Origin of the sequence: Roseomonas chloroacetimidivorans, from assembly GCF_049629625.1 — a bacterium.
In the GTDB taxonomy this organism is placed as follows: Bacteria; Pseudomonadota; Alphaproteobacteria; order Acetobacterales; family Acetobacteraceae; genus Roseomonas; species Roseomonas chloroacetimidivorans.
This window is the reverse complement of record NZ_JBNBZS010000024.1, coordinates 1-15,626: the sequence shown is the minus strand read 5'-3', so window position 1 is coordinate 15,626 and position 15,626 is coordinate 1. Positions and strand designations below refer to the sequence as shown.

Here is a 15,626-nt window from a genome sequence, read left to right as displayed (position 1 = left end):
GGTCAGGGCATACTGCGCATGTCGTGCGGCATGGGCATCATGTTGGCGTTCATATGGTACATGACCCAGATCGAGCCAGTCAGCGTGATCACCACCAGGACGATGGTAAAGATCAGCGCCAGCATGTTCCAGCCGCCTTCCGACCGTGTGTTCATGTGCAGGAAGTAGATCATGTGGACCACGATCTGCACCACGGCCAGGCCCATGATGAGGAAGGCCGTGACCTGCTTGTCCGGAAGCACCTCGCCCATCACCAGCCAGAACGGGATGGCGGTGAGGATGACGGCGAGGATGAAGCCGGTCACATAACCCCGGAAGCTACCGTGGCTGGCCTCGTCATGCCCGTGATCGCCATGGCCGTGACCATGATCGTGCCCGCGGGCCTGCACCATGATGTCCGGGCTCATTGCAGCACTCCCATCAGGTAAACGAAGGAAAAGACACCGATCCAGACCACGTCGAGAAAGTGCCAGAACAGGCTGAGGCACATCAGGCGACGCTTGTTGTCCTCCACCAGGCCGCGCTGCATCACCTGCACCATCAGCACCACGAGCCAGATGATGCCGAAGGTCACGTGCAGCCCGTGCGTGCCCACCAGGGTGAAGAAGGAGGACAGGAAGGCGCTACGCTGGGGACCGGCGCCCTCATGGATCAGGTGGGCGAATTCATAGAGCTCGAGAAAGAGGAAGGCAGCGCCGAAGAAGCCGGTGATACCCAGCCAGAGCAGGGTCATCCCGCGCCGGTTCCGCGCCATCTCCAGCATGGCGAAGCCATAGGTGATGGAGGAGAAAAGCAGCATGGCCGTGTTCAGCGCCACCAGGGGCAGGTCGAACAGGTCCTTGGGGCCGGGCCCGGCCGCATAGTTGCGGCCGAGCACCCCATAGGTGGCGAAGAGCGCCGCGAAGATGAGGCAGTCGCTCATCAGATAGATCCAGAAGCCCAGCATGGTGCCGGACCCCGGATGCGCGTGCTCCTCCTCCTTCACGTAGAAGGCGATCTCCTCCTCCCGCGCAGCGGGGGCGGATGAACGGGCCATGGTGGATGCGGACATCGGCTTATTCCCCCGCGATCAGGGCGGTGCGGCCCTGCTCGGTGCGGAGAACCTCCTCGGCCGGGATGTAGTAGTCCCGGTTGTAGTTGAAGGTATGGGCGATGGCGGTGACGAGGATCAGGGCGAAGCTCGCGATCGCCAGCCACCACATGTACCAGATCATGGCGAAGCCGAAGGCGGTGGACAGAGCGGCCAGGATGACGCCAGCGCCCGTGTTCTTCGGCATGTGGATGGGCCGGAAACCCTCCAGCGGCCGCGCACAGCCCCGGCGCTTCATGTCATGCCACGCGTCGAGGTCGTGAATGATCGGCGTGAAGGCGAAATTGTAGGCCGGCGGCGGGGAAGAGGTGGCCCATTCCAGCGTGCGGCCCTCCCAGGGGTCGCCCGTGACGTCGCGCAGCTCATGCCGCCTGCGGAAGGAGACATAGAACTGGACGAGCATGGAACCGATGCCGCAGGCGATCAGCACCGCGCCGAAGGCGGCGATGACGAACCAGATCTGGAGCGAGGGATCCTCGAAGTGGTTCACGCGCCGCGTCACGCCCATCAGGCCGAGAACGTAGAGCGGCGTGAAGGCAACCCAGAAGCCGACGAGCCAGAACCAGAAGGACATCTTCCCCCAGAACGGGTCGAGCTTGTAGCCGAATGCCTTGGGGAACCAGAAGTTGATGCCCGCGAACATCCCGAAGACCACGCCGCCGATGATGACGTTGTGGAAGTGGGCGATGAGGAAAAGGCTATTGTGGAACTGGAAGTCCGCCGGGGGCACCGCCAGCATCACGCCGGTCATGCCGCCGATGACAAAGGTGACCATGAAGCCCACGGTCCACAGCATCGGCACCTCAAACCGGATCCGGCCGCGGAACATGGTGAAGAGCCAGTTGAAGATCTTCGCGCCCGTCGGGATCGAGATGATCATCGTCGTGATCCCGAAGAACGAGTTCACGCTGGCACCCGAGCCCATGGTGAAGAAGTGGTGCAACCAGACCAGGTAGGACAGGATGGTGATGACCACGGTCGCGTAGACCATGGAGGTGTAGCCGAAGAGGCGCTTGCCGCAGAAGGTGGAGGTCACCTCCGAGAAGACGCCGAAGGCCGGCAGGATGAGGATGTAGACCTCCGGATGGCCCCAGATCCAGATGAGGTTCACATACATCATGGGATTGCCGCCCAGGCCGCTCGTGAAGAAGTTTGTGCCGGCGTAGCGGTCGAGCGTGAGCAGGACGAGGGTGGCGGTCAGGATGGGGAAGGAGGCGACGATCAGCACGTTGGTGCAGAGCGAGGTCCAGGTGAAGATCGGCAGCTTCATCATGGTCATGCCCGGCGCGCGCATCTTCACGATGGTCGCGAGCAGGTTGATGCCTGAGAGCGTTGTCCCGACACCTGCCACCTGCAAGGCCCAGATATAGTAGTCCACGCCGACGCCGGGGCTGTTGGTGATGTCTGAGAGCGGCGGATAGGCGAGCCAGCCGGTTTGGGCGAACTCACCCACAAAGAGCGACATCATCACGAGGACGGCGCCGCCCACCGTCATCCAGAAGCTGAAATTGTTCAGGAAGGGGAAGGCGACGTCGCGCGCGCCGATCTGCAGCGGCACCACGTAGTTCATCAGCCCCGTCACCAGCGGCATGGCCACGAAGAAGATCATGATCACGCCATGGGCCGTGAAGATCTGGTCGTAATGGTGCGGTGGCAGGTAGCCCTCGGACCCGCCGAAGGCGATGGCCTGCTGGAGGCGCATCATGATGGCGTCCGCGAAGCCGCGCAGCAGCATCACGATCGCCAGGATCATGTACATGATACCGATCTTCTTGTGGTCCACGCTCGTGAACCACTCCTTCCAGAGATAGCCCCAGAGGCGGAAATAGGTGAGCGCGGCCATCAGGCCGATGCCGCCCAGCACGACGCCGATGAAGGTCGCGATCAGGATCGGTTCATGAAGCGGGATGGATTCGAACGAGAGCCGCCCGAAGACGGTGGCCCAGAAATCCGGGTTGGAGGACATAAGGTTCTTACTCTGCCGTTCCGGAGGAAGAAGAGGCGGCGGCGGCGAGCGCCGGCTCCGCGTCACTGATTTCGGTGGGAAGGCCGGTGGGGCGGGTCGGCGTGCAGAAGGCCAGCACCACGGGAAGCTCGACGTCCTGGCCCACGCCCTCAGCCCGCGCCACGCCACCGCGGCGCATCGTGCGGGTCACCACGTTCAGCGTACCGGCCATGCCGGTTCCGCCCTGTGCATCCAGGCGCATCATCTCGCTGGCGCACATCTGCCCTTCCTCGACGCACATGTCGGCGATGGCGCCGAAGAGCTGGGGATCAATGCTGGCGTAGCGGCGCACCGGCTCCTTGATGCTCGGCCGAGCCAGGGCGGTGTACTCCGCCCGGCCCAGGTTGCCGCCGTTGGAGGACTTCGCCTGGGCCACCCAGCGGTCAAAATCGGCCTGGGACATGCCATGGAACTTGAAGGTCATGTTCGAGAAGCCGGCGCCGCTGTAGTTGGCCGAGAGGCCGGCATATTCGCCGGGCTTGTTGATCACGGCGTGCAGCTGCGTGACCATTCCCGGCATCGCATAGACCATCCCGGCCAGGGCGGGGATGGAGAGGGTGTTCATCACCGAGGAAGCGGTGATGCGGAACTTGATCGGCACGTCCACGGGCGCCGCCAGCTCATTCACTGTCGCGATTCCCTGCTCCGGCAGGATGAACAGCCACTTCCAGTCGAGCGCGACGACATCGACTTCCAGCGGCTTCGCATCCGCCGGCACCGGGCGGTTGGCGTCGATGCGGGCGATGGGGCGATAGGGATCAAGGAGATGGGTGCTGACCCAGGTCAGCGCGCCCAGGGCGATGATGATCACCAGCGGGGCCGTCCAAATGACGACCTCCAGCCCCGTGGAGTGGGACCATTCCGGATCGTATTTGGCGCTGGTGTTCGAGGCGCGGTAGCGCCAAGCGAAGAACAGCGTCAGCGCGATCACCGGAACGATGATGATCAGCATCAGATAGGTGGAATAGGCGATCAGCTCGCTCTGCTGGGCGGCGACATCGCCCGCTGGATCGAGGACTGTCAGCTTGCAGCCGGACAGGAGGCCCCCGAGGGCCATCAGGGGCAGGATGCGCAGGATCTTGCTGGACATGCCGTTCTATCGAGGAGCCGTGGTGCAGTGCACCGCTACATAGTCGGGCGGAACGCACTGGGGGATTGGACACTTTGTCCTATCGGCGTGCCCCGGAACCGCGTGCTACGGGACGCGCGTTACGCATCAGGCCGGCATGGCGGCGAACTTCCGCGGCAGCGGGAGGCGGCCATGGCCGGGCAGGCACCGCGGCAGGTTGAAGCGAGGATTCTTTCTTGAGCACGAGCACCCGGGCCCAGGGATCGCCGCACTCGACGGCACTCGAGCGCGACGCGCGGCTGGCCAATGCCGGCGGGCACCACCATGCGGTTCCGCCAGGCGAGATCGCGATCGGCGTCGTGATCGGGCGCACCTCTGAGGCTTTCGACTTCTTCGTCTACGCCATCGCCTCGGTACTGGTGTTCCCGGCCTTCCTGTTTCCGGAAGCCTCGCCGAATACGGGGATGCTCGCCTCCTTCGCCTTGTTCTCGCTGGCCTTCATCGCGCGGCCGGTGGGGTCCTACATCTTCATGGCGATCGACCGCCGGCATGGGCGTGGGGTGAAGCTGACCATCGCGCTCTTCCTGCTGGGCTTTTCCACGGCAGGGATCAGCTTCCTGCCGGGCTATGAGCGGGTCGGCGCCTGGGCGGTGCTGCTGCTGGGCCTGTTCCGCTTCGGACAGGGCATGGCGCTGGGCGGCGCCTGGGACGGGCTGGCCTCGCTGCTAGCGTTGAACGCGCCGGAGCGGAAGCGGGGCTGGTATGCGATGATCCCGCAGCTCGGCGCACCGCTGGGCTTCCTGCTGGCCGCGGCGCTCTTTGCCTTCCTGATCGCGACGTTGCCGGAGAATGATTTCCGGGAATGGGGCTGGCGCTATCCCTTCTTCGTGGCTTTCGCGATCAATGTCGTCGCGCTGTTCGCACGCCTGCGGCTGGTGGCCACGGATGAATTCGCGGGGCTGCTGGAAAAGGACGAGCTGCGGCCGGTGCGTATCCGCGAACTGACGGCAACCGACGGACGCAACGTGCTGATCGGTGCCTTCGTGCCGCTGGCCTCCTTTGCGCTGTTCCACCTCGTTACCGTCTTCCCGCTGGCCTGGATCACGCTCCGGACGGATCGCGAGGCCGGGGAGTTCCTGACCACCCAGATGATGGGGGCAGCGATCATGGTTCTGACCGTCCTCTTCTCCGGCTGGATCGCGGACCGGATCGGGCGCCGGCGGACACTGGCGATCGGGGCGGTGCTGATCGCGATCTTCAGCATTGTCGGGCCGTTCCTGCTCGCGAACCGCGATGCGGGCAGCACCAGCTTCGTGCTGGCCGGCTTCGCCCTGCTGGGGCTTTCCTTCGGGCAGGCGAGCGGCGCGGTGGCATCTAACTTCACCCGCCACCTCCGCTACACCGGCTCGGCGCTCACCTCGGATATCGCCTGGCTCATTGGCGCCGGCTTCGCACCGCTGGTGGTGCTGGCGCTTACCGACCTGTTCGGCCTGGCGTCAGTGGGCGCCTATCTGCTCTCCGGCGCGGTCTGCACGCTGGTGGCCCTGACCACCAACCGGCAGTTGGAAATGCAGGACCGCTGATCGGTTCCGCAGGCGGGCAGGGAGCTACTCCCGCTCGCTCCGCCGGCGGTTCCAGAAGTCCAGGCGGCGCGTGACCTCCTTCTCGAAGCCGCGCGGGGAGGGATGGTAGAAGGCGGGGCGGCCTTCCCGCGTCATGGGTTCAGGGAAGAACTCATTGGCGCCGAAGGCGTCGGGCTCGTCGTGGTCGTAACGGTAGCCCTCGTGATAGCCGAGCTGCTTCATCAGCCGGGTCGGGGCATTCTGCGCGTTCAGGGGCGGGTCGAGCACCGCCGTCTGCTCGGCCGCGGCCAGGGCTTCCGTCAGGGCCATGTAGGCGGCGTTGGATTTGGGGGCTGTCGCGACATAGGTGATGGCCTGGGCGAAGAAGAGGCGTCCCTCCGGCCAGCCCACGCGCTCGAAGGCCTGCCAGGCCGTGATGACCTGCACGAGGGCCTGGGGATCGGCCATGCCGACATCCTCCGTGGCGGCACAGGCCAGGCGGCGGAAGACGGTGGGCGCGAGGTCCGGGCCGAAATTCAGCATCCGGCTGGCATAGTAGAGCGCCGCATCGGGGTCGGAGCCGCGCAGGCTTTTATGGAAGGCCGAAAGCAGGCCATTGAGCTGCTCCGCCTCGCTGCGCACGAACCCGCCATGGGCGCTGCCGCGGCGGGTGAGAAGGGTTGCAAGGCCAGTGGTGTCCAAGGCCGGGCTATCGGCGGGCAGGGCCTGAAGTTGTTCGGCCATGTTCAGGAGGTAGCGGCCATCGCCATCGGCCATCGCGCGCAGGGCGGCACGGGCGCTGTCGTTCACGGGAAGGGGGCGGCCAGCCTCGGCTTCTGCGCGGGCCAGCAACTGGTCCAGCGCGGCATCGTCCAGCCGCTTCAGCACCATGACCTGACAGCGTGACAGAAGGGCGCCGTTCAGGGCGAAAGAGGGATTCTCGGTGGTGGCACCCACCAGGACCACCGTGCCGTCCTCCACCACCGGCAGGAAGCCGTCCTGCTGGGCGCGGTTGAAGCGGTGGATCTCGTCCACGAAAAGAAGGGTCGACTGGCCATTGGCCCGGCGGGTGCGGGCCTCCTCGAAGGCGCGCTTCAGGTCCGCCACGCCGCTGAACACGGCGGAGAGGGCGGCGAAGCGCAGCCCGGCCTCCTCGGCCAGCAGGCGGGCGATGGTGGTTTTCCCGACGCCCGGCGGACCCCAGAGGATAAGGGAGGCCAGCGTTCCCCGCCCTAGCATCCGGCGCAGGGCGCCATCGGGGCCGAGCAGGTGGTCCTGGCCCACCACCTCCGCGAGGCTATGCGGGCGCAACCGGTCCGCCAGCGGGCGCGGGCCGGTGGGGGCGGGTGCCTCGGGCGGCGGTTCGGGCGAGCCGAACAGGTCCTGGGCTGCGGCGGGGCGGCGGGGTGGCATGGGTAGAAGATAGGGCAAGGCCGCCCGCGCTTCGATGGCCGGGCAGGCAAGGCGCGGAGTCCCGGCGCGAAGGGAACGGAATCGCGCTAGAAGCGATCCCGAGGAGACTTCCAATGACCGGAACAAGCCGCCGCGCCCTGGGCGCCGCCCTGCTTACCCTGCCAGCCCTGCGGATTCGCCCGGCCACGGCCCAAGCCGCCTGGCCCAGCCGGCCGATCCGTCTTCTGGCGCCCTATACGCCCGGGGGCGGGGTGGACACGACGGCCCGGCTGATGGCGGGGCCGATCGGCACCGCGCTGGGCCAGACGGTCATCGTGGAGAACCGGCCTGGCGCTGGCGGCAGCCTCGGCGCAGGCGAACTGGCACGTTCCGCGCCGGATGGGCACACGATCATGGTCGATGCGCTGGCCCATGTGGTGAATCCCTTCGTGCTGAAGGGACTGCCTTTCGATTACGCCACCGCCTTCGCCCCGATCAGCCAGGTGGTGGTGCTGCCGCAGCTTCTGGTGGTCGATCCCAGCAAGGTGCCGGCGCGCAATGTTCCGGAGTTCGTTGCCTGGGCCAAGACGCAGCGGAACCTGTCCTACGGGTCCTCGGGCAATGCCACGGCGGCGCATCTGGGGGCGGCGCTGTTCCTGCAGCGGGCGGGGCTCGAGATCCAGCACATTCCCTATCGCGGCGGCACGGCAGCGCTGCAGGATGTGCTGGGCGGCAGCCTGGCCTTTGTTTTCGGCACCGTCTCCTCCTCCCTGCAACTGGTGCGCGACGGGAAGCTGCGGGCGCTGGGGGTGACCACCGCCGAGCGCATCCCGCCGCTGCCGGAAATTCCGACCATCGCTGAGCAGGGTTTCCCGGGATACGAGCTGAACGAGTGGAATGGGCTCTATGCCCCGGCGGGCACGCCGCAGCCGATCGTGCAAAAACTGTATGAGGCGTCGAAGGCGGCCTTGGCGGATACGACGGTGAGACAGCGGCTGGATGCGCTGGGCGCGATTCCCGTGGGCACCGACCCCGTGGCATTCGCCAGCTTTGTCGCGGCGCAGCGCCGTGCAATGGAGGAGATCGTTCGCACGGCTGGTATCGAGGTGGGATAATGAACGAGGGCAAGGTCACGATCTGGCACAACCCGGCCTGCGGCACCTCCCGCACCGTGCTGGCGGCGTTGCGCGAGGCCGGGATCGAGCCCGAGATCTACCAGTACAAGGTCACGCCGCCCTCGCGGGAGGCGCTGGCGGCCGTGATCGCCGCGGCTGGGATCACGCCGCGCCAGGCGATGCGGAAGAAGGAGGGAGCGGCCCTGCTCGCGGATCCCGCCCTGGATGATTCGGCGCTGCTGGATGCGATGGCGGCCGATCCGGCGCTGATCGAGCGGCCCTTCGTCGTCTCGCCGATGGGCACGCGGCTGTGCCGCCCGGCCGAGACGGTGCGGGAGTTGCTGCCGGCCTGATCCGGCGCGGTTCCGCTCACCGGCACGGATTGCCGGACGGGCGAGGTCACGACGGCATTTCAGGGAACTGGCCCTCCGCGCCACGCCTTGCGAAAGGGCGCCGATGCGGCCATCCCCGGCCAGTCCAGGATCCGAGGGGAGGACGAGGAAGTGAGCACACCGGTGCGCGGCAAAAGGTTGAACATTCCGGCGATCCGGGCCCGCAAAGGCGGTGAGAAGCTGGTGAGCCTCACCGCCTATACGACGCCGATGGCGCGCTCCCTTGATCCCCATGTCGATATCCTGCTGGTCGGTGATTCCCTGGGCATGGTTCTCTACGGCTTCGAGAGTACCCTGCCGGTCACGCTGGACATGATGATCGCCCATGGCGCGGCGGTGGTGCGTGGGAGCAGCAAGGCCTGCGTGCTCGTGGACATGCCCTTCGGCAGCTATCAGGAGAGCCCGGAGCAGGCCTTCCGCAATGCGGCGCGGGTGATGGCGGAAACCGGCGCCTCCGGCGTGAAGCTGGAGGGTGGGGCGGAGATGGCACCGACCATCCGCTTTCTCTCCGAGCGTGGCATCCCGGTCTGCGCGCATGTCGGGCTGATGCCGCAGACCGTGAATGTCGCCGGGGGCTTCCGCGTCACCGGCCGGTCCGAGGAAGAGGCGGCCAAGGTGGCGGCCGATGCACGCGCGGTGGCGGAGGCGGGTGCCTTCGCGGTGGTGCTGGAGGGCACGCTGGAGCCGGTGGCCGCCGCCATCACCGCCGCCACGCCGGTGCCGGTGATCGGGATTGGGGCTTCCCCGGCCTGTGACGGGCAGGTGCTGGTGGCGGAAGACGTGTTCGGCCTGTTTAGCGATTTCACGCCGCGTTTTGTGCGCCGCTATGCGGAACTGGGCCGTTCGATCGATGAGGCGGCAGCCGCCTATGCGGCCGATGTCCGGGCCGGGCGGTTCCCGGGGCCGGAGCACTGCTTCCACCCCGCGCGCCCAAAGGCACAAGGCTGAGATTTCCGGCTGGGTTTACCCTGCCGCGCTTTCTGCGCGGCGGCGGTCCGCTTTAGCGCCGCGGCCCGCCCAGGCGGGGTTCGGCGCGGCGGCCAGGGCCGCCTTCCGGCCAGGTCGGCGGCGGGGGAATCGGCGGCGTCATGCGCGGGGAGCGATCTGCCCGGAGCGACGACTCCTCCCGGTCCAGAAGGGGCGGTTCGTCATAAGCATCCTCCATCGCCGTGGGGCGGCGGCGTATGGAGGGCTCGGGCAGGCGCAGCGCCAGGCTGCGGATCTCCTGCTGCACGTCGTCGAGTTGCGCCTCAATCGCGTCGAGCCTCGATTTCAGGCCGATGACGCTGAAGGGCATAATCAGGAAGGCCAGCAGGAAAAGCAGGCCGAGCAGCAGGATAATGAGCCCGGTCCATTCCGGCAGTCCCGGAATGGCCAGCCGGGCGACGAGTTCCGAATTCAGCACGCCCGCCATCCCCTTCTTCGGGCCTCAGCCCGGGATCACCCGCCCGTCACGCTCATGTGCCGGCCGACCGAGGGACGCTGCTCCCGCCCAATGACGAAATCATGGCCCTTCGGCTTGCGCGCAATGGCCGAGAGGATCGCCTCCTGCAAGCCCGCCTCATCCACGGAGGGGTCGCGCAGCGGCGCCCGCAGGTCCGCCGCATCCTCCTGGCCCAGGCACATATAGAGGGTACCGGTGCAGGTCAGGCGCACGCGGTTGCAGGATTCGCAGAAGTTGTGGGTCATCGGCGTGATGAAGCCGATGCGCCGGCCGGTTTCCTGGATGGTCTCGTAACGGGCGGGGCCACCGGTCTGATAGGTGCTGGGCAGCAGGGTCCAGCGCTCCGCCAGGCGGCGGCGGACAGTGGAGAGGGGAAGGTACTGGTCGGTCCGGTCCCCGGTGATGTCGCCCATCGGCATGGTTTCGATCAGAGTCAGGTCGAAGCCATGTTCTCCGCACCAGGCGATCATGCGGTCATATTCGTGCTCGTTCACGCCCTTCAGCGCGACCGCGTTGATCTTGACCTGGAGGCCGGCAGCCTTGGCCGCGAAGATGCCGTCCAGGGTCTGTTCCAGCTTTCCCCAGCGGGTAATGGCCTTGAAGGTCTCGGGGTCCAGCGTGTCCATGGACACGTTGATCCGCCGCACACCTGCCTTGAACAGGTCATCGGCCATCTTGGTGAGCTGCGTGCCGTTGGTGGTGACCGTGAGCTCCTGCAGCCCGCCGCCTTCCTCTTTCGGCCCGATGCGCCGCCCCAGACCCTGGAAGAGCTGGAGGACGCCGCGGCGAACCAGCGGTTCACCGCCGGTCAGGCGAATTTTGTCCACGCCCAGGTCGATGAAGGCGCCGCAAAGCCTTTCCAGCTCCTCAAGGGTGAGGAGTTCCTTCTTCGGAAGGAAGGTCATGTCCTCTGCCATGCAGTAAACGCAGCGGAGGTCACAGCGATCCGTCACCGAGACACGGAGATAGGAAATCCGCCGGTCGAACGGATCGAGCATGGGTGGAAGGTACTCCTGCGGACAAGATACGCGGCTGTCACCGATTTGGGCTGCCTGCCCCATATTTTGCAAGGGCATGGGAGGCCGGCCGGCTATGCCGACCGATCAGGGGTCGGGCGTGTCCACCACCTCCAGCACGATATGGGCGGTGTTGATCAGGAGCTTGCCCGCATTCTCAAAGTTCACGGTCACCCGGTCACCCACCACCGACTGGACCTGGCCCAGGCCCCAGTCCGGCCGCTGCGGGTGGCGAACGAACTGCCCGGGTTCGAATAGGCTGTCGGACATGGGCTGATGCTTTCCTGCAATTCGGAACGTCGCTTCGGCTTCTGCCCGGAGTCGGGGTTTACTAGCCAAATTCCCAGGCTAATTGTTTTTCCTATCTTTTTTGGCGATTGTATTTCGTTGTCCGACAAGCCTCTGGATGGCCGCTTCGGCCAGTTTCGCCTGGTCGGCAGAGGCCGTGTAGTGCCGAACCATCGCAAGGGTTTGATGCCCCGTGATCGCGGCGATTTCCAGGGCACTGCACCCCGCCTCCGCCAGCCGCCGGGCCGCCGCCTTCCGAAGGCCGTGCACATTGAGGCGCGCGGGCAGGCCGATGGCAGTTAGGGCCGACCGCATCTCCGTGGTCAGGTGCTCGGGCGACCAGTATCCGGTCTTGGGACTGGAAAGGATCAGCGGACCCTGTCGATTCGGCTTCCAAGCATCCAGCTCGGCCCGCAGGTCCGGGTGGCAGGGAATCGTCAGGGCAGTCCCTGTTTTGCCCTGGCGAAGCCGAATCGTATTCCCATCATACTGCGCCCAGGCCATCTTGCAGAGGTCGCCTCGCCTTTGCCCCGTGTGGAGGGCCAAGACCACCACCCGGCGCAGTGCCTCGGGTAGGCTGACCAGGGCATGGGCTATCTGCACCTCGGTCCAAGCAGGCAGGCTGCCCCCAGGAAGAGCCTTCATCTTCGTGGCCGGGCTATGCTCAATCCATTCGCGGTCCAGGGCCCAGGCGAAAAGTGCGGCCGTGACACGGCCAAAGGCGGTGGCTGCCCCGGCTCCCCGGGTCTGAGCTATGGCATCGCGAGCATCCAGAACCTGCCGGCGGGTCACTTCTCTGACCAGAGCGTCCGGCTCATCCAGCCACACCTTCAGGTAAATAAGGTAGTGCTTCTGGGTGGCTGTGGAGAGGGCGGCGAACTCCGGGCTGCGCTCATAAGCCCGGAGCAGGGCCCGCATGGTATCCCCGCTTGTCGGCTTCTTGGCCGTCCCCTCCCACGGGCCATAGTGATAGGTCTTGAGGCTACCGTCCTTGAGCCGTCGCGTAACGACGCGCCCGGCCTTTTTCGAGGATTTTGCTGGCAAGGCCGGATGCTCCGGTTGAAGCTGCCGAGGCTGCCGAACGCGCCATGCGGGCGTCAAGCTCCAGCCGGTCCCATCGAAGGCAGCGGGCGCCCAGGTGGGCGCTCGCCTTCGGCAGGTCGCCGGCCGATACCCGGCGGTTGAAGGCGACAATGGACAGGTCGAGATAGGCCGCCGCCGCCTCGCGGGATAGCCAGCGGGTATGGTCAGCCATCAGATCCGCCTCCCCAGGTGCCAGAGGCCGAACCCCATAAACAAGGCGAGGGGCACCATTCCCCAGATCCCCCGGTCGTAGGTGGTTAGGTAAAGGGTGGCCGTGACGGGGCCTACCGCCAGCAGCGCGGGCAACACCTGCCTCGGACGCCTCCACGGCAGCGGATCGGCCGCCACATAGTGCTTGCCTTCTGGCCCGCACGCCTCGCCGCGGTCCCGCAGTGACTTAGCGGATCTGGCATCAGGCTCTACCCCGTGGCCAAGCAGATGGGCGGACCCGGTGACGGCGCTTGGGTGGAGGCACTGAGCGTGCCTCCAGGCGAGCGGCGAGTTGATGATCTGACCGCCAAGCAAGCCCCGCACGGTCCAATGGTCAGACGGCCGGGCATAGACGCACCCGCTGCACATCGGGACCGCCTTGCCGTCCACGGCGGCCAGGGCAAGCCGCGCCGCTTCCTTGCGTACCCGGTGGCCCGAGAACGACCACTCGATCCGGAAGACCTCGCGACCCTCGGTGGTGGTGTCCGACGCCAACTGCACGAAGCCGAGGGAGAGGTGCGTCTTTTCACCCACGTCCGTGGTCCTCCTCTGCCACCCCCGGGGCGGGGGCGGGCTTCACTGGCGGGAAGCGCCCCTGCGATCCATCGGCCAGCGTGAAGGCCACGAACGTGTCCTCTATGCGGATCGTCGAGACCTTGGGGTGCAGCGCCAGCATCTCCAGCGCCTCCTTCCGCGCATTCCGCCGGGGCAGCGCCGCTATCCGCGCCTCCAATGTCTCGACGGTGTCCCGCTGCTGAAGGGCATTCCAAAGCAGACGACGAACAGCCTCCGTCTCATTGGTCAGATGGACATCGGCCATGTAGGCCCGGATGCCGTCAATCAGCGCCTCGGGCAGGACATAGACGCGGCGGTGCAGATCCCCCCGCCCCGCGCCGTCTTGCTTCTTGTCAGGGGCCATCACCACACGCACCCATCGCAACTGCACTGGGCGACGATGGCCAGGACGACGGCCAGACCGAGCCATTCGACGGCTCTGAAGGCAACATCCTTCCACGTCATTCTCGCACCTCCACCCCGGCCGCCTTAGCGGTCAGATACTCCACCACCGACTGGTAGGACGGTGCCTTGCCACCATTTGCCGCCTTGCAGGCGACCAGGGCGCGCTCCAGCACGTCATAGCGGTGCCCAGCCAGGGCAAAGAGCTTGTCGAAGGCCGGCTGCATTGCGGGGTCAGCGCGGTAGGCGATGGTCATGGCTTCCCCTCCACCCCCGGCACAGGGCGGCGAGCCTCCAAGCTGCGGAGGGCTCGATGAGCCGCCAGCGCGTCATTGAGGGCGCTGCACCGGATCGAGGGGAAGGCATCCTTCCAGGCCATCCCATACCGGCGCTCGTAGATGGCCTTCGCCATTGCCTCTATCTCTTCACTCTGGGCCGGCGGGTTCAGTTGCTGATCAGCCATCATTCCCCTCCACCCCCGGCACCCCGGCGGCATCGAGGCGCCAGAGAAGCGCCATCATCTGGACTACCGCTGCCGGCAGCGCGTCGGCATTGGGGACGGGCAGGAAGAGGGTGACCTCTTCCTCGTCCAGCCTTGCCCCAGCCGCCGCGATGACGGGCGGAAGCATGCCGTCTCGGCAGACCATGGTCAGGCCATCGTCCTCGATGCGCCAACCATCCGACCGCAGCACCGCATAGACGCCGCAGCGGTCGCCGTCGCGCTTCACCCAGGCGCTGGTCGAGATAGCGACCCCGGCCGGCACTTCCCGCACGATGAGATCGGGCAGCACGTCGAGCGCGCGGAGAAGGTGCTCCATTTCCTTCCCCCGCCCCGCGCCGCCCTGGCCTGGGGGGCTAGTCATGGGTGGTGGCCTCCTTCTTGCTCCAGATGCGCTGGAAGCCCTGCCACATGAGGCCGCCGACGCCGCCGAAGCGGCGCTGCTTCGGGCTGAGCATTCGTTCCGGTTCAACCTCTTCGACCTCGACAGTCGGATCGTGCCAGACGCCGATCACACGCCAGAGCTTCCCGTTAGCGTCGGCGTAAACGTCGCCGGGCTTCGCGTCGTGCACGCTCATCCCGCACCTCCCCCCCCGCCCGCCGGAGGGGTGGGGAGAGGCATCCAGTGGGTCACCCAAAGCCAGGAGTACGGTGCTACCGGATCGCCCTCAGCCGTGAACCAGCGATCATTGCGAAAGTGGCAATCGGTCCATCTTTCGCCGTCCTGCCGCAGGCTGTCATGAACCCAAAGGTCCACGAAGCTACCATCCCTGGGGGCAGTCTCAACCTCTTGCCACTCGCTCATCCCCGACCCTCCCCCTCGGCCTGGCTGGGGCGGGTGCCGCGGGCGCGGATGGCGCCCTCCACGTCCGCTAGGGCACGCAAATAGCCGAGCGGCCCGCCCGTGCGCTCCACAATGTCCGCTGTGCGCTGTGGCTCGGCTTCGTGCAGCCTGTCGAGGATAGCGAGTGTCGCCTCCCGTTCCTCCTCCACGCGGGCGGCGACTTGGGCTTCGGTGTAGAGCGGGCCGCCGTAGCTCTTTGAGGCGGCATGACTGTGGGTGATGTAGCCCTCGTTCCCAGGCTCGATGCTCCACCATTCATCGCCGCGCCACAGGAATGGTTCGCCGCCCAGAAGGTGCAGTGTCTCCTCCACCTCCGCGTTCACCGGCACGCCGGGCTCTCCCGGCCATCCCCCCGCGCTCATCGCGCCGCCTCCCTCTGAGCATCCTGCCGCACACGCACTGGCGCGGGCTTATCCTGCCGCACCAGCATGGACAGCCCACGCACCAACGACGGGATAGCCACGCCCACACGTTTGGCCGTGCGGTCCACGGTCACCCTCTCCGCCACGCAGCGGCGCAGCTCCTCCAGCATGGGCTCCGTCCAGCGCACCGGGCCGTGCTGCTTCCGGGCGAGGGAGATGCCCAGGCGCCGGGCGGTGGCACGCGCGCTCTCCCGCGAGGTGCCGACCCGGTCTGCCAGTTCCGCCGAGGTGAGGGGGC

General features: G+C 66.6%; 22 protein-coding genes. 4 read left to right on the top strand and 18 right to left on the bottom strand.

Annotated elements, in window-relative coordinates; all coding sequences use genetic code 11:
- Nucleotides 1-2: 2 nt before the first annotated feature.
- From cyoD to cyoA, 4 genes are read right to left on the bottom strand one after another with little or no spacing between them, the layout of a single operon-like run.
- Nucleotides 3-407 (bottom strand): cytochrome o ubiquinol oxidase subunit IV, encoded by a 405-nt coding sequence (cyoD, locus tag ACO1BU_RS18480; protein WP_424137444.1) that lies wholly within the window; start codon nucleotides 405-407, stop codon nucleotides 3-5.
- Nucleotides 404-1,051: a cytochrome o ubiquinol oxidase subunit III gene (cyoC, locus tag ACO1BU_RS18475; RefSeq protein WP_424137443.1), complete on the bottom strand. Its 648-nt coding sequence runs from the start codon at nucleotides 1,049-1,051 to the stop codon at nucleotides 404-406. The genes cyoD and cyoC overlap by 4 nt, the downstream gene beginning before the upstream one ends.
- Before the next feature lie 4 nt (nucleotides 1,052-1,055).
- Nucleotides 1,056-3,056 carry a cytochrome o ubiquinol oxidase subunit I gene (gene cyoB / locus ACO1BU_RS18470; protein ID WP_424137442.1) on the bottom strand — a complete coding sequence of 667 codons (2,001 nt, stop codon included), beginning with the start codon at nucleotides 3,054-3,056 and terminating at the stop codon, nucleotides 1,056-1,058.
- Nucleotides 3,057-3,063: 7 nt separating this feature from the next.
- A complete protein-coding gene (gene cyoA / locus ACO1BU_RS18465; protein ID WP_424137441.1) occupies nucleotides 3,064-4,185 on the bottom strand; it encodes a ubiquinol oxidase subunit II in 1,122 nt (373 codons plus the stop codon).
- A gap of 215 nt (nucleotides 4,186-4,400) precedes the next feature.
- On the opposite strand from cyoA, the gene ACO1BU_RS18460 reads away from it, so the two are divergent.
- A complete protein-coding gene (locus ACO1BU_RS18460) occupies nucleotides 4,401-5,747 on the top strand; it encodes an MFS transporter (RefSeq protein WP_424137440.1) in 1,347 nt (448 codons plus the stop codon).
- A gap of 24 nt (nucleotides 5,748-5,771) precedes the next feature.
- Here ACO1BU_RS18460 and ACO1BU_RS18455 read toward each other — a convergent pair whose 3' ends face one another.
- Entirely contained in the window at nucleotides 5,772-7,139 is a 1,368-nt protein-coding gene (locus ACO1BU_RS18455; protein ID WP_424137439.1) for a replication-associated recombination protein A, read from the bottom strand.
- 113 nt (nucleotides 7,140-7,252) lie between these two features.
- Between ACO1BU_RS18455 and ACO1BU_RS18450 the strand changes: the two genes are divergently transcribed.
- The 3 genes from ACO1BU_RS18450 to panB all read left to right on the top strand — a co-directional run bounded on the left by ACO1BU_RS18450 (nucleotide 7,253) and on the right by panB (nucleotide 9,573).
- The gene (locus ACO1BU_RS18450) at nucleotides 7,253-8,233 is read left to right on the top strand and encodes a Bug family tripartite tricarboxylate transporter substrate binding protein (protein ID WP_424137438.1); all 981 of its coding nucleotides are present in this window, start codon (nucleotides 7,253-7,255) and stop codon (nucleotides 8,231-8,233) included.
- Nucleotides 8,233-8,586 carry an arsenate reductase (glutaredoxin) gene (gene arsC, locus ACO1BU_RS18445; RefSeq protein WP_424137437.1) on the top strand — a complete coding sequence of 118 codons (354 nt, stop codon included), beginning with the start codon at nucleotides 8,233-8,235 and terminating at the stop codon, nucleotides 8,584-8,586. The genes ACO1BU_RS18450 and arsC overlap by 1 nt, the downstream gene beginning before the upstream one ends.
- Before the next feature lie 162 nt (nucleotides 8,587-8,748).
- The gene (panB, locus tag ACO1BU_RS18440) at nucleotides 8,749-9,573 is read left to right on the top strand and encodes a 3-methyl-2-oxobutanoate hydroxymethyltransferase (protein ID WP_424137513.1); all 825 of its coding nucleotides are present in this window, start codon (nucleotides 8,749-8,751) and stop codon (nucleotides 9,571-9,573) included.
- Between the two features lie 52 nt (nucleotides 9,574-9,625).
- Here panB and ACO1BU_RS18435 read toward each other — a convergent pair whose 3' ends face one another.
- The 13 genes from ACO1BU_RS18435 to ACO1BU_RS18375 all read right to left on the bottom strand — a co-directional run.
- Nucleotides 9,626-10,030 (bottom strand): hypothetical protein, encoded by a 405-nt coding sequence (locus ACO1BU_RS18435; RefSeq protein ID WP_424137436.1) that lies wholly within the window; start codon nucleotides 10,028-10,030, stop codon nucleotides 9,626-9,628.
- Nucleotides 10,031-10,065: 35 nt separating this feature from the next.
- On the bottom strand, nucleotides 10,066-11,067 hold the full coding sequence (moaA, locus tag ACO1BU_RS18430) for a GTP 3',8-cyclase MoaA (protein ID WP_424137435.1): 1,002 nt from the start codon (nucleotides 11,065-11,067) through the stop codon (nucleotides 10,066-10,068).
- Nucleotides 11,068-11,172: 105 nt separating this feature from the next.
- Nucleotides 11,173-11,355 carry a DUF3553 domain-containing protein gene (locus ACO1BU_RS18425; protein WP_424137434.1) on the bottom strand — a complete coding sequence of 61 codons (183 nt, stop codon included), beginning with the start codon at nucleotides 11,353-11,355 and terminating at the stop codon, nucleotides 11,173-11,175.
- 78 nt (nucleotides 11,356-11,433) lie between these two features.
- Nucleotides 11,434-12,291, bottom strand: a complete 858-nt coding sequence (locus ACO1BU_RS18420) for a tyrosine-type recombinase/integrase (protein ID WP_424137433.1) — start codon at nucleotides 12,289-12,291, stop codon at nucleotides 11,434-11,436.
- 64 nt (nucleotides 12,292-12,355) lie between these two features.
- Nucleotides 12,356-12,628: a helix-turn-helix transcriptional regulator gene (locus tag ACO1BU_RS18415; RefSeq protein WP_424137432.1), complete on the bottom strand. Its 273-nt coding sequence runs from the start codon at nucleotides 12,626-12,628 to the stop codon at nucleotides 12,356-12,358.
- A complete protein-coding gene (locus ACO1BU_RS18410; protein WP_424137431.1) occupies nucleotides 12,628-13,200 on the bottom strand; it encodes a hypothetical protein in 573 nt (190 codons plus the stop codon). The genes ACO1BU_RS18415 and ACO1BU_RS18410 overlap by 1 nt, the downstream gene beginning before the upstream one ends.
- Nucleotides 13,193-13,585, bottom strand: coding sequence for a hypothetical protein (locus ACO1BU_RS18405; RefSeq protein WP_424137430.1), 393 nt, complete (start codon nucleotides 13,583-13,585; stop codon nucleotides 13,193-13,195). Before ACO1BU_RS18405 ends, ACO1BU_RS18410 begins: the two co-directional genes overlap by 8 nt.
- 97 nt (nucleotides 13,586-13,682) lie before the next feature.
- Entirely contained in the window at nucleotides 13,683-13,880 is a 198-nt protein-coding gene (locus ACO1BU_RS18400) for a hypothetical protein (protein ID WP_424137429.1), read from the bottom strand.
- On the bottom strand, nucleotides 13,877-14,086 hold the full coding sequence (locus tag ACO1BU_RS18395; protein WP_424137428.1) for a hypothetical protein: 210 nt from the start codon (nucleotides 14,084-14,086) through the stop codon (nucleotides 13,877-13,879). Before ACO1BU_RS18395 ends, ACO1BU_RS18400 begins: the two co-directional genes overlap by 4 nt.
- Nucleotides 14,079-14,486, bottom strand: a complete 408-nt coding sequence (locus tag ACO1BU_RS18390; protein WP_424137427.1) for a hypothetical protein — start codon at nucleotides 14,484-14,486, stop codon at nucleotides 14,079-14,081. Before ACO1BU_RS18390 ends, ACO1BU_RS18395 begins: the two co-directional genes overlap by 8 nt.
- A complete protein-coding gene (locus tag ACO1BU_RS18385) occupies nucleotides 14,479-14,700 on the bottom strand; it encodes a hypothetical protein (protein ID WP_424137426.1) in 222 nt (73 codons plus the stop codon). The genes ACO1BU_RS18390 and ACO1BU_RS18385 overlap by 8 nt, the downstream gene beginning before the upstream one ends.
- 223 nt (nucleotides 14,701-14,923) lie before the next feature.
- A complete protein-coding gene (locus ACO1BU_RS18380; RefSeq protein ID WP_424137425.1) occupies nucleotides 14,924-15,328 on the bottom strand; it encodes a hypothetical protein in 405 nt (134 codons plus the stop codon).
- The coding region (locus ACO1BU_RS18375; RefSeq protein WP_424137424.1) for a hypothetical protein at nucleotides 15,325-15,626 on the bottom strand (302 nt) is incomplete at its 5' end. The genes ACO1BU_RS18375 and ACO1BU_RS18380, both read right to left, overlap by 4 nt.

Coding starts and splice junctions, on each gene's coding strand:
- cyoD (WP_424137444.1), bottom strand. CDS start 407: ATGAGCCCGGACATCATGGTGCAGGCCCGCGGGCACGATCATGGTCAC.
- cyoC (WP_424137443.1), bottom strand. CDS start 1,051: ATGTCCGCATCCACCATGGCCCGTTCATCCGCCCCCGCTGCGCGGGAG.
- cyoB (WP_424137442.1), bottom strand. CDS start 3,056: ATGTCCTCCAACCCGGATTTCTGGGCCACCGTCTTCGGGCGGCTCTCG.
- cyoA (WP_424137441.1), bottom strand. CDS start 4,185: ATGTCCAGCAAGATCCTGCGCATCCTGCCCCTGATGGCCCTCGGGGGC.
- ACO1BU_RS18455 (WP_424137439.1), bottom strand. CDS start 7,139: ATGCCACCCCGCCGCCCCGCCGCAGCCCAGGACCTGTTCGGCTCGCCC.
- ACO1BU_RS18450 (WP_424137438.1), top strand. CDS start 7,253: ATGACCGGAACAAGCCGCCGCGCCCTGGGCGCCGCCCTGCTTACCCTG.
- arsC (WP_424137437.1), top strand. CDS start 8,233: ATGAACGAGGGCAAGGTCACGATCTGGCACAACCCGGCCTGCGGCACC.
- moaA (WP_424137435.1), bottom strand. CDS start 11,067: ATGCTCGATCCGTTCGACCGGCGGATTTCCTATCTCCGTGTCTCGGTG.
- ACO1BU_RS18425 (WP_424137434.1), bottom strand. CDS start 11,355: ATGTCCGACAGCCTATTCGAACCCGGGCAGTTCGTTCGCCACCCGCAG.
- ACO1BU_RS18420 (WP_424137433.1), bottom strand. CDS start 12,291: ATGCGGGCCCTGCTCCGGGCTTATGAGCGCAGCCCGGAGTTCGCCGCC.
- ACO1BU_RS18415 (WP_424137432.1), bottom strand. CDS start 12,628: ATGGCTGACCATACCCGCTGGCTATCCCGCGAGGCGGCGGCGGCCTAT.
- ACO1BU_RS18405 (WP_424137430.1), bottom strand. CDS start 13,585: ATGGCCCCTGACAAGAAGCAAGACGGCGCGGGGCGGGGGGATCTGCAC.
- ACO1BU_RS18400 (WP_424137429.1), bottom strand. CDS start 13,880: ATGACCATCGCCTACCGCGCTGACCCCGCAATGCAGCCGGCCTTCGAC.
- ACO1BU_RS18395 (WP_424137428.1), bottom strand. CDS start 14,086: ATGGCTGATCAGCAACTGAACCCGCCGGCCCAGAGTGAAGAGATAGAG.
- ACO1BU_RS18390 (WP_424137427.1), bottom strand. CDS start 14,486: ATGACTAGCCCCCCAGGCCAGGGCGGCGCGGGGCGGGGGAAGGAAATG.
- ACO1BU_RS18385 (WP_424137426.1), bottom strand. CDS start 14,700: ATGAGCGTGCACGACGCGAAGCCCGGCGACGTTTACGCCGACGCTAAC.
- ACO1BU_RS18380 (WP_424137425.1), bottom strand. CDS start 15,328: ATGAGCGCGGGGGGATGGCCGGGAGAGCCCGGCGTGCCGGTGAACGCG.